The sequence below is a fragment of the Synechococcus sp. PCC 7335 genome, assembly GCF_000155595.1.
Taxonomy (GTDB): domain Bacteria; phylum Cyanobacteriota; class Cyanobacteriia; order Phormidesmidales; family Phormidesmidaceae; genus Phormidesmis.
The window spans coordinates 1,489,573-1,502,384 of record NZ_DS989904.1 but is presented as its reverse complement, the minus strand read 5'-3'; the positions used below and the strand labels follow the sequence as shown (position 1 = coordinate 1,502,384).

Below are 12,812 nucleotides of genomic sequence, written 5' to 3'. Positions count from 1 at the left end.
CTTTTCTAGAGATGATGTGCATTGTAAATTTTATAAAAGTCGGTAGCCCATCTATCTAACGTTGCGAATCGTGTTGTGAGACAGTACAGGCTAGGTTAGATGTTTGCATAAGTCTGACTTCCTGATTGGCCCCTTAGATTTGAACGATGAGTAATTATATTAGCCGCCGTGACTATGCCGATACCTTTGGGCCGACGGTGGGCGATCGTATTCGCCTAGCCGACACCGAACTATTCCTAGAAGTCGAGCAAGATCTGACTACATACGGTGGTACCTACTACGGCGACGAAGTCAAGTTCGGCGGCGGTAAGGTCATTCGCGATGGCATGGGACAATCGCCAATTTCGAGAGCGGACGGCGCGGTAGATACGGTGATTACGAATGCGTTAATTCTTGATTGGTGGGGCGTAGTCAAAGCAGATGTCGGCATCAAGGATGGGAAGATTGCCAAGATCGGGAAGGCTGGCAACCCCTACACACAAAACGAGATTGACATCATTATCGGACCGAGTACAGAGATCATCGCTGGAGAAGGCAAGATTCTAACGGCGGGCGCGATTGATTCGCATATTCACTTTATTTGTCCGCAGCAAATTGAAGTGGCGATCGCCTCTGGTGTTACTACAATGCTCGGCGGCGGCACAGGCCCAGCGACTGGTACGCTTGCCACCACTTGCACGCCTGGAGCCTGGAATATTCACCGCATGCTCGAAGCCGCCGAAGCCTTTTCAGTAAATCTAGGCTTTATGGGCAAAGGCAATTCCAGTCAGCCACAGGCATTAGTCGAACAGATCAGGGCCGGGGCGATGAGCCTGAAGCTGCACGAAGATTGGGGAACGACCGCTGCCGCAATTGACAACTGCCTTTCTGTTGCAGATCAGTATGATGTGCAAGTTGCCATCCACACCGATTCTCTCAATGAATCTGGTTTTGTAGAAACAACAATTGCCGCCTTCAAAAATCGAGTGATTCACACCTTTCACACCGAGGGCGCTGGCGGCGGACACTCACCAGACATTCTCACAGTTTGCAAGCTCAACAATGTACTGCCCGCGTCCACAAACCCAACTCGGCCCTACACCATCAATACCTTTGATGAGCATAAAGACATGCTGATGGTGTGCCATCACCTAGACAAGAACATTCCAGAAGATGTTAAGTTTGCCGAGTCTCGCATTCGCAGAGAGACAATTGCCGCCGAAGATCTGCTGCACGATATGGGCGCGTTTAGCATTATGGCCTCTGACTCACAGGCGATGGGCCGAGTGGGCGAAGTGATTACGCGCACTTGGCAGACGGCGCACAAGATGAAGGTACAAAAGGGGCTGCTGCCGAGCCCTGAGAATACTAATGAAACCCATGATAACTACCGGGCGAAGCGGTATGTGGCGAAGTACACGATTAACCCGGCGATCGCCCACGGCATCTCAGATATCATTGGCTCTGTAGAAGAAGGCAAGCTGGCAGACTTATGCCTATGGGATCCTGCTTTCTTTGGCGTGAAACCAGAGACTGTCGTGAAAGGGGGCTTCATTGCCTGGGCGCAAATGGGAGATGCGAACGCCAGCATTTCAACCCCTGGTCCGGTACATATGCGGCCCATGTTCGGCAGCTATGGGAAGGCAATCTCGAGTACGGCGTTAACCTTTGTTTCGCAAGCCGCAATGGCAGACGATATCGCTACCCAGTTAGGGCTAGAGTCTAGTCGACTGCGAGCAGTGTCAGACACTAGGCAGTTAAAGAAAACAGATCTAAAGCTGAACGATGTGATGCCTAATATCGAAGTAGCGCCAGAGACTTTCGAAGTGAGAGTTGACGGGAAGCTGTTAACTTGCGAACCTGCCGACCGGTTACCGATGGCTCAGCGCTACTTCCTGTTTTAGAAACGTTAGTCAACTATTTGAGAAACGCCAGCAGGCAGATGACAAAGAAGTAATAAAAAGACCCACACACGCACCGAGACCAGATTCACGTCTGCATAGAAACTCAAGTGACTCAGTTTGTATCAAACGCTACAACTCGTGATCTAACCCGGAGCATAGGATACCTTCAAAATCAGTAAGACTATATAGAGGAAAGCTAGTGAAGAAAGCTAGTCTAGCTTCTTCATAGGGACTGATTCCGACTGAGTTAGATTTGCTGTTTGGCTCAAGCCTAGAGCTTGTCAGGGCGCAGAGACTGTTAGACGTGTGATTTTAGGGAGTAGAGAGATTAGCTGATGGCTAAACTGGGTAGACGTAAGTTTTTGGTATACGGCACCGCCGCTGCGGGTGCGAGCGTTTTCTTGAAGTCTTGTGCTTCGACACCGGAAGAAGGTGATACGCCTGCTGCTGATGCGGGGGCAGATGCATCAGCTGATTCGGGAGATACAATCAAAGTCGGTATTTTGCACTCTTTGAGTGGCACAATGGCGATCAGTGAAACCACCGTTGTAGATGCGGAAGAGATGGCGATCGAAGAGATCAACGCAGCCGGAGGATTGTTGGGAAAACAGATTGTTGCAATCAAGGAAGATGGCGCGTCAGACTGGCCGACATTTGCAGAAAAAGCTGAAAAGCTAATCGATCAGGACGAAGTTGCGGTGGTCTTTGGCTGCTGGACATCAGCTAGTCGCAAAGCGGTACTGCCCGTCTTTGAAGAAAAGGACCACATGCTGTGGTACCCCGTACAGTACGAAGGCCAAGAGTGCTCCAAGAATATTTTCTACACTGGCGCTGCGCCTAATCAGCAGATTGAACCTGCGGTTGACTGGCTGCTAGAAAATAAAGGAACAGAGTTCTTCCTAGTCGGCTCTGACTATGTTTTCCCTCGAACTGCCAACAACATTATCAAAGAGCAGCTAGCAGCTAATGGCGGTACAACCGTTGGTGAAGACTATCTGCCTCTAGGCAATACAGAAGTTACGCCAATCATTGAGAAGATTCAGCAGGCGTTGCCAGATGGGGGAGTTATCTTCAATAGCTTGAACGGCGATAGCAACGTTGCTTTCTTCAAGCAGATGAAGAGTGCAGGCATGGAACCTGATAAGTATCCAGTGATGTCTGTCAGTGTTGCCGAGGAAGAAGTCCGCCAGATCGGACCAGAATTCCTAGAAGGACACTATGCCGCTTGGAACTACTTCCAAACCGTTGAAAGCCCCGAGAACGAGAAGTGGGTCGCAGACTTCAAGGCCAAGTACGGCGAAGACCGCGTGACTAACGACCCGATGGAGGCGGCCTACATCATGGTCTATCTATGGGCGCAAGCGGTAGAAAAAGCAGGTACAACTGATATCGCGGCTGTGCGCGAAGCGGCCTATGGTCAGACGTTTGATGCGCCAGAAGGGCTAGTAACCATGCAGCCTAATCACCATATCTCTAAGACTGTGCGAATTGGTGAAGTTCGAGAAGATGGCTTATTCGAGATTGTCTCTTCTACCGATGGTCCTTTGGAGCCTATTCCCTGGAATCAGTACGTTGCGGATACGAAGGGCTTTGCCTGTGACTGGTCTGATCCCGAAAAGGGCGGTAAGTACAAGGCTGAAGAAGTCTAGACTTAAGGTCTTGATTCGGAACACACGTCTAAACAGCATACCGGTTGACTCAGCAATCTGTAAGGGTATACCATGCTACGCCCCTACGGATTGTTGAATAGATAGCAAGGAGGTGGCGGTCGCTAAGACCTGTCACCTCTTTTTGGGTTGTCGTTGAATTATCGATTGCCGCTGAATTGTCTGTGGCAGCGTTGTCTATAGCGACTTTGTCTGTAGCAAAGAGTGCATTTGCTCGGACTGTTCTATGAGAGCGTGTTTGTAACGTAGGTCAAAGGGATAGGAGGTTAGAGAAACTGCTGTGATAGATAGCTTGATCACTACACTGTTTAACGGGGTAAGTATCGGCACGGTTTTGTTGATTGTGGCGCTAGGTCTAGCGATTGTGTTTGGTCTGATGGGTGTGATTAACCTGGCCCATGGCGAGCTGATGATGCTAGGAGCCTATACAACCTATGTGGTACAAAATGGCTTCAAAATGCTAGGAGATGGCTGGCAAGGATGGTACATCTGGGCAGCGATTCCGATGTCTTTTTTGGTGGCAGCGTTAGTAGGGCTGGCACTGGAGCGAGGCGTCATCAGATTTCTATATGGCAGACCGCTAGAGACGCTATTGGCGACTTGGGGAGTTAGCCTAATCTTGCAGCAGTTTGTGCGGAGCGTAGGCTGGTCAATGGTGATTGGCTTGCTAGCGTTTTGCGGACTGTTTTTTGGTGGGAAGTGGGTGCTTACTCGCTTCGCTAGCATTGCTGAGCATCGACGGAATTTAGTGAGTACGGGCTTATTTTTGCTTTCGGGGGCGATCGCGTTCCTCCTTGGCAGCAGCCTCAACAGCAACCAGACCCTGGCAGAACCCTGGTTCAGTGCCCGTAACGTAGATGTGACCGCGCCTAGCTGGCTACAGGGTAGCGTATCTGTGACCGACTCGATTCAGTTTCCGGCCTCCAGACTATTTATCATTGCGCTGACGGCAGTCTGTCTATTAGGCGTCTATTTATTCTTACAAAAATCAGCCTGGGGCTTACGCATTCGTTCTGTGACTCAAAACCGTGATATGAGTGCCTGTTTAGGCATTCCGACTGCGCAGGTAGACGCCGTTACCTTTGCGTTGGGTTCAGGGCTAGCCGGAATCGCCGGCTTTGCGGTGACGCTATTGGGATCAGTTGGCCCAAACCTAGGCGTGAACTACATCGTGGATGCTTTTATGGTGGTAGTTGTAGGCGGCGTTGGCAACCTGCTAGGCAGCGTCATTGCAGCGCTGGGAATTGGCATCGTGACCTACCTGCTAGGTTCTGGTACGATTCCGCTGGCATTGGGATCTGGCGACGGCTTCGTTGTGTCATTCTTTGACTTTTTTGCAACAACAAGCATGGCGAAAGTAATGGTGTTTGCTCTGATCATTGTGTTCTTACAGGTACGTCCGGCGGGTTTGTTCCCACCCAAGGGCCGTTCAGCGGAGGTGTAGACAATGGCACAAGCAAATACATCAGTATCTGAGGTTGGTGCGAAGGTGGGAAAGGGTCGGCTGATTCAGCGACGCTGGGAAGTGCTACTAGTTGTAGCGATCGCCCTTCTTCTGATAGTTGTCTTTCCGCTAATTCTCTCTAACTTTCGGTTGGGGCTGCTTGGTCGCTTTCTTTGTTTGAGCATTGTTGCACTAGGTATTGATCTAATCTGGGGATTTACCGGACTGCTAAGCCTGGGTCATGGCATCTTCTTTGCGATCGGCGGATATGTGATCGCGATGAATCTACAGCTGCAAAGCTTGAGCGAAGGCAGCATTCCTGACTTCTTTAGTCTGTACGGGGTATCTGAGCTGCCGGCTTTTTGGCGGCCGTTTTACTCTTTTCCGGTGACGCTGATAGCGATTGTTGTAATTCCCTCAATCATTGCTGGACTACTGGGCTATCTAGTTTTTCGCAATCGTATTCGAGGCGTTTACTTTTCGATTTTGACGCAAGCAGCGCTAGTCGTCTTTTTCAACTTTTTCAATGGGCAGCAAGAGCTGATCAATGGCACCAATGGGCTCAAGACCAATACTACAGAACTGTTTGGCCAGTCGGTCGGTGGCGACGGTATGCAGTTTACTTTTTACTGCGTCACGGTTGTCCTATTAGCGCTGACCTACGGACTGTGCCGGTGGCTGACGAGCGGGCGCTTTGGCCGGATGCTGATAGCTATTCGCGACGATGAGAACCGGGTACGGTTTTCTGGCTACGATCCGACCGCCTTTAAAGTGCTGGTGTTTGCTGTCTCAGGTGGAATTGCAGGGGTGGCCGGAGCGCTCTATACGGTGCAATCAGGTATCGTTTCACCGCAGTATATGAGCATTGCCTTTTCGATCGAGATGGTGATCTGGGTAGCAGTCGGTGGCCGCGCTTCTTTAGTCGGAGCCATTATCGGCGCGCTAGCAGTGAACTGGGGGCGGGCGCTGTTAAGTGAAAGCTATCCAGAGATTTGGCTGTTTTTCCAGGGAGCACTATTTTTGATTGTGGTAACGGTACTGCCAGATGGCATTATTGGTTGGTTCCGTTACCAAGCGGCAGATGATTTGCGATCGCTTTTTGGCAAACCTCAGCGGGTCAACACCTACCCTCGCCTAGAAGTAGATGAAACCGTGAAACAAGAAGCTGAGATATACACTAAGCCTACCGTTGCTCGCCCGATTGATCCGACTAGTGATCCGACTAGTGATCCGACCATAAAGCCATCCTCAAAGTCGAATGTAGAGTTAGGAGACAGGCCATGACAACTGCTAGTCAACTAACCCCTTTGTTAGAAATAGATAATGTCACCGTCAGCTTTGATGGCTTTAAGGCGATCAACGGCCTCAACTTCACGCTAGCAGAAAGAGGGCTGCGGGTGATCATTGGTCCGAACGGTGCCGGAAAGACAACCTTTCTAGACGTGATTACGGGGAAAGTGCAGCCGACAACCGGACGAGCATTGTTTAAAGGAAAAGATATCAAGTCTTTACCCGAGCATGCGATCGCCCGTCTTGGGATCGGACGAAAATTTCAAACGCCTCGGGTGTATCTAAACCTGACGCCGAGGGAGAATTTAGAGCTTTCTTGCAATCGTCAAAAAACGGTCTGGACAACATTGTTTAAACCCACACCAAAAGCTGAAGCAAGAACTGTTATTGGCTTGATTGATACTATTGGCCTAAGTGCCAAAGCTGATGTCCCAGCCGCGCTACTTTCACATGGAGAGAAACAGTGGCTAGAGATTGGGATGCTAGTTGCTCAGTCACCTGATTTGCTATTAGTTGATGAGCCAGTAGCAGGGCTCACGGACGAAGAAACCGAGCGAACAGGAGAGCTGTTATTATCTTTGGCCGAAAGTCACGCTGTGGTTGTAATTGAGCACGATATGGAATTTGTTCGGCAGATTGCGCAGCACAACAAAGTAACGGTGCTTCATGAAGGGAGTGTGCTATGCGAAGGCACGATGGATGAAATTCAAAATGATTCGCGTGTAATCAAAGTGTATCTAGGTGATCCAGACTCATGACCCAGTCCACTACGCTTCTACGACAGCAGCCAATACCTACCGCGCCAACGCTGAAGATCTCTGGGCTCAATGTTTACTACGCAGAAAGCCACATTCTTCGCAACGTAGATATGACCATTCCTCAAGGCAAAATGGTCTGTTTGATAGGTCGTAATGGTGTTGGCAAGACGACACTGCTCAAAACTGTGATGGGTCTACTTACCCCTCGCAGCGGTCAGATTAACTACCAGGGCCGCTCTCTTTTGGGATTAGCGACCAACCAAAGAGCAAAGCTAGGCATTGGCTATGTCCCTCAAGGCAGAGAGATTATTCCAAGACTAACGGTCAAAGAGAATCTTCTTGTTGGCTTAGAAGCGAAGGCAAATCAAAAGGGAAATCCTTTAAACGAGGAAGTGCCTGAAGATATCTTGCAGCTATTTCCAGTGCTAAAACAGATGCTTTCTCGGATGGGCGGAGATTTGAGCGGCGGACAGCAGCAGCAGCTGGCAATTGCCCGCGCGCTGATGGGTCGACCCAAGCTTCTAGTGCTTGATGAACCAACCGAAGGAATTCAGCCCTCGATCATTCTTGATATTGAAAACGCAGTGCGTCAGATTGTCGAAACTAAAGGCGTATCTGTTCTGCTAGTAGAACAGCATCTGCACTTTGCTCAGCAGGCGGACTATTACTATGCAATGCAAAAGGGGGGCATCGTTGACTCCGGAGAAGCTAGCCAGTTAGACAGCCATGTAATTCAGCGATTCTTGGCGGTATAGACCCTTTGTCGGCTCCCAGTTCAAAGACAACGTTCAAAGATAATCACCCCATAACTTAAAGAAATATTTCGTAATGTAATTCCAGTGTTTTTGTTAAGCAAAGGCATAGTCTGCGGTTCTTTGCGACACAATAAGGATTCCAACTTTTTTCTTTCTAGATAATACTACCCCTCGGATTTTCTGCGATGGCTCCTTCCGACCAAATTGTAAACCGCTTGAATAATCGCCCATCAGTACCTACTCAGCAAGGTCTTTACGACCCCAAAAATGAGCATGATGCCTGCGGCGTTGGCTTTGTGGTTCAGATGAAGGGGCAAGTCTCTCACGATATTGTGCGGCAGGGCCTGACGATTTTACTGAACTTAGATCATCGAGGTGCTGTCGGCGCTGAGCCTAACACGGGCGACGGTGCTGGTATCTTGCTCCAGATACCCCACCGATTTATGACGAAGGTGGCTGCAGCCGAAGGAATTACTTTGCCAGCGCCAGGACAGTACGGCGTAGCCATGGTCTATGCCAGCCCAGACGAGGCGGTCCGAACCAAAAGTAGAAAAGAATTTGAAAATGCCGTTACAGAAGCGGGCTTGGAGCTGCTGGGCTGGCGCGACGTCCCGACAGATAATTCGTCTTTGGGCCCAACTGCTCAAGCGAGTGAGCCCTTTATACAGCAGGCATTTATCGGTCGTGGAAGTTTAGCCACAGATACTGATGAATTGGCAATGGAGCGGAAGCTATACGTTGTCCGCAAGCGATCGCATCACATTCGTAAAACTGAGCTTGACAACTACTGGTATGTGGCCAGCTTGTCTTGCCGCACGATTGTGTACAAGGGCATGCTAATGCCCTTGCAGGTGGGTAACTATTATCTAGATCTGCACGACGCTGATATAGAAAGTGCGTTGGCTTTGGTGCATTCTCGCTTTAGTACGAACACATTTCCTAGCTGGGAGCGTTCACACCCTTACCGATACATCGCTCACAACGGTGAAATCAATACCTTGCGCGGTAATATCAACTGGATGACCGCCCGTCAGTCGATGTTCGAATCTGAACTATTCGGCGAAGATCTAGATAAGGCAAGACCGCTAATCAACGTCCAGGGCAGTGACTCGACCATCTTTGATAATACGTTAGAGCTATTGGCATTAAGTGGGCGATCGCTACCTCACGCGCTAATGATGATGGTGCCTGAACCCTGGTCTGGCCATGCCAACATGGACGCTAAGAAGAAAGCGTTTTACGAATATCACTCTTGTTTGATAGAGCCTTGGGATGGTCCGGCTTCAATTGCCTTTACCGACGGCACTCAAATGGGCGCAGTCCTAGATAGGAACGGCCTTCGCCCCGGCCGCTACTATGTCACTAAAGACGACCGGGTAATCATGGCCTCTGAAGCAGGCGTGCTACCAGTCGCGCCAGAAGATGTGGTCAAAAAAGGTCGACTAGAACCCGGCAAAATGTTCTTGGTTGATACTAAAGCTGGCAAGATTGTTTCAGATGAAGAAATTAAACAACAGATTGCAACTGAGCAACCTTATCAGACTTGGCTAGACGAGAATCTTGTTTCTCTTGATGATTTAAGCTCAACTGACGACAAAGCTTTTGAAGAAGCGCCCGAAGTAGATACTAGCCCTAGCGCGGTCACTAAGCGACAGATGGCCTTTGGCTATACGTTTGAAGAGCTACGGATGTTGCTTTCACCGATGGGCAAAAATGGTGTAGAAGCCATTGGTGCGATGGGTACAGATACGCCTCTTCCTGTTCTCTCCAATCGACCGAAGCTGTTGTATAACTACTTTCAACAGCTATTTGCCCAAGTCACCAATCCGCCTATCGACTCTATCCGCGAAGCGATCATCACCTCTGCTACAACAACCATTGGATCAGAGCGAAATCTGTTGGAACCTACGCCCGAAAGCTGTCATTTACTCCAGCTCAAAACCCCCTTCATCACCAATGCTGAACTCGCTAGGATTAAGTGTAATACTCAATTCAAGACAAGCGTTTTACCCATCTTGTTCGACCCTGATCAGGGCGAGGCCGGGCTTAGCGGGGCGATGGAAGCGCTGTGTATAAAAGCTGACGAAGAAATTGAATCTGGTCACGAAATCTTAATTCTCTCCGACCGTGACATCGCTCAGAACCGAGCACCGATTCCGGCACTGCTAGCAGTTGCGGGGCTACACCATCACCTCATTCGTCACGGTACGCGCACTCGTGTAGGAATTGTGCTTGAATCAGGTGAGCCGCGTGAGGTGCATCACTTTGCAGTGCTTTTGGGCTATGGCTGTGGAGCAATTAACCCCTATATGGCCTTCGAGACTTTCGAGCGGATGATCGAAGAGAATCTGCTGCGCGATATCTCGCTAGAGGCGGCTTGTAAGAACTACATCAAAGCGGCAACCAAAGGCGTGGTAAAAGTCGCCTCTAAAATCGGAATTTCAACATTGCAAAGCTACCGAGGCGCACAAATCTTCGAGGCGATTGGTCTTAATAGCTCCGTTATCGATAAATATTTTACCTGGACGGCTTCTCGTATTCAGGGGGTCGGTTTAGAGGTATTGGCAGAAGAAGCCATTCAGCGGCATCGTCATGCCTTCCCGGATCGACTAGCAGCAGGTAGCAGCAACGCAGCCACTCTAGATGTAGGCGGTGAATATCAGTGGCGCAAAGATGGTGAGGCTCATCTACTTAGTCCGCAAAGCATTCATCTCTTACAACAGGCAACTCGCGAGGGTAATTACGATCTGTTTAAGAAGTACTCAGCGCTTGTAAACGAGCAGGGCAAGCAGTTCTTCCGTTTGCGCGATCTGTTGGAATTCACACCTCAAGCGTCGATTCCGATTGAAGAAGTCGAACCCATTGAAGCGATCATGAAGCGCTTTAAGACTGGGGCGATGAGCTATGGTTCGATTTCGCAAGAGGCGCATGAGACCTTGGCGATCGCTATGAACAGAATCGGTGGCCGATCCAATACAGGAGAAGGGGGCGAAGATCCCGATCGCTACACCTGGACCAATGAGCAAGGCGATTCCAAAAATAGTGCCATCAAGCAGGTCGCCTCTGGTCGCTTCGGCGTCAGCAGTCTGTATCTTTCACAGGCCAAAGAGCTCCAAATCAAAATGGCCCAAGGTGCGAAACCTGGTGAAGGCGGACAGCTACCTGGTCGTAAGGTTTATCCTTGGATTGCTAAGGTGCGTAACTCTACCCCCGGCGTGGGTCTTATCTCGCCACCGCCTCACCACGACATCTACTCAATTGAAGATCTCGCAGAGCTAATTCACGATCTTAAGAATGCCAACCGCGAGGCTAGAGTGAGTGTGAAGCTAGTTTCTGAAGTTGGCGTTGGCACGATTGCCGCAGGCGTAGCCAAAGCCCATGCAGATGTTGTTTTAATTTCTGGGTTTGATGGCGGAACGGGCGCTTCGCCGCAGACCTCGATTAAGCATGCAGGGCTGCCCTGGGAATTAGGACTGGCTGAAACGCATCAGACGCTGGTATTAAACAATCTGCGTAGTCGGATTGTGATTGAGACAGATGGCCAGATGAAAACGGGCCGAGATGTCGCGATCGCAGCTCTTCTTGGCGCAGAAGAATTTGGCTTTAGCACCGCGCCGCTTGTCACCTTAGGCTGCATCATGATGCGTGTTTGCCATCTCAACACCTGCCCTGTCGGCGTCGCCACTCAAAACCCAGACCTGCGTAGCAAGTTCAGCGGCGATCCTGCCTACACCGTTAACTTCATGAAGTTCATCGCCCAAGAAACTAGAGAAATCATGGCAGAGCTGGGCTTTCGGACCCTAGATGAAATGGTAGGCCGTACAGAAATGCTGGCGCCCAAAAAAGCCATTGATCATTGGAAAGCTAAGGGCATCGACCTTTCTCCTTTGCTACATAAGCCCGAAGTGGGTCCAGAAGTTGGCCGCTACTGCACTCAGGCGCAAGATCACGGTCTAGACAAATCGCTTGACATCACCAAACTACTGGAGATTTGCAAGCCTGCGATCGAAAAGGGAGAAAAAGTCAAAGCAACATTGCCTATCACTAATATCAACCGCGTCGTCGGTACTATCGTCGGCAACGAAATCACCAAAAACTACTGGGAAGGTCTACCTGATGACACCGTTCACCTGCACTTCCAGGGCACAGCGGGTCAGAGCTTTGGTGCATTCACGCCTGCGGGCATGACCTTAGAGCTAGAAGGCGATGCTAATGACTATCTTGGCAAAGGGCTCAGCGGCGGCAAGATCATCCTCTATCCGCACAAGTCTTCTGAGCTAGTGGCCGAAGATAACATCGTGACTGGGAACGTTACGCTTTATGGTGCGACTCGTGGCGAAGCCTATATCAACGGCCAAGCGGGAGAACGCTTTTGCGTACGTAACTCTGGCGCTCAGGCAATTGTAGAAGGCGTTGGCGACCATGGCTGCGAATACATGACAGGCGGTAAGGCCATTATCCTAGGTCGTACCGGACGTAACTTTGCCGCTGGGATGAGCGGTGGGGTTGCCTACGTGCTAGACGAAGATGGCGACTTTGCTACCCGCTGCAACACTGAAATGGTCGGCTTAGAGAAAGTCGAAACCTCTGGTGAACAGCAAGAGCTGCGAGATATCATACAGCGCCATCTAGAACTCACAGGTAGCAACAAAGCAAAAGTAGTGTTAGCAAATTGGGAAGATACGCTGCCTAAGTTTGTAAAAGTAATGCCACGCGATTACAAGCGAGTGTTACAGCACATTCAAAAGGCGCTTGCAGATGGCCTTAGTAACGACGAAGCGATGTCTGCGGCCTTCGAAGAGAACGCTCGTGACTTAGCTAGAGTCAGCGGTAGCTAGTCGGGCTTCCCACAAAAGGCTACGTTAGAGACTGCGCTTCGTCCTCGACACTTCCCCTGCGTCCGACACGTTGAGAACTTAGGGCTCCCGTTGATTGAGTGGAGCCGTAGAACGATGCTCTTTTCGAAGATTGGCCTCGCCCTTGAGTAGCCACACCCTATTAACTATTTTTTCTTA

The 12,812-nt window shown here is 50.1% G+C and carries 7 protein-coding genes; all 7 read left to right on the top strand.

Annotated features, from left to right (window positions below):
* Window positions 1-146: 146 nt before the first annotated feature.
* A complete protein-coding gene (gene ureC / locus S7335_RS06620; RefSeq protein ID WP_006457433.1) occupies window positions 147-1,883 on the top strand; it encodes an urease subunit alpha in 1,737 nt (578 codons plus the stop codon).
* Between the two features lie 335 nt (window positions 1,884-2,218).
* Entirely contained in the window at window positions 2,219-3,532 is a 1,314-nt protein-coding gene (gene urtA, locus S7335_RS06615; RefSeq protein ID WP_006456658.1) for an urea ABC transporter substrate-binding protein, read from the top strand.
* Between the two features lie 301 nt (window positions 3,533-3,833).
* Window positions 3,834-4,994 carry an urea ABC transporter permease subunit UrtB gene (gene urtB / locus S7335_RS06610; protein WP_038017312.1) on the top strand — a complete coding sequence of 387 codons (1,161 nt, stop codon included), beginning with the start codon at window positions 3,834-3,836 and terminating at the stop codon, window positions 4,992-4,994.
* Between the two features lie 3 nt (window positions 4,995-4,997).
* A complete protein-coding gene (urtC, locus tag S7335_RS06605) occupies window positions 4,998-6,278 on the top strand; it encodes an urea ABC transporter permease subunit UrtC (protein ID WP_157620109.1) in 1,281 nt (426 codons plus the stop codon).
* Window positions 6,275-7,042 (top strand): urea ABC transporter ATP-binding protein UrtD, encoded by a 768-nt coding sequence (urtD, locus tag S7335_RS06600; protein ID WP_006456199.1) that lies wholly within the window; start codon window positions 6,275-6,277, stop codon window positions 7,040-7,042. Before urtC ends, urtD begins: the two co-directional genes overlap by 4 nt.
* A complete protein-coding gene (gene urtE / locus S7335_RS06595) occupies window positions 7,039-7,797 on the top strand; it encodes an urea ABC transporter ATP-binding subunit UrtE (protein WP_006457381.1) in 759 nt (252 codons plus the stop codon). The genes urtD and urtE overlap by 4 nt, the downstream gene beginning before the upstream one ends.
* Before the next feature lie 185 nt (window positions 7,798-7,982).
* Entirely contained in the window at window positions 7,983-12,635 is a 4,653-nt protein-coding gene (gene gltB, locus S7335_RS06590) for a glutamate synthase large subunit (protein WP_006456174.1), read from the top strand.
* Window positions 12,636-12,812 lie beyond the last annotated feature (177 nt).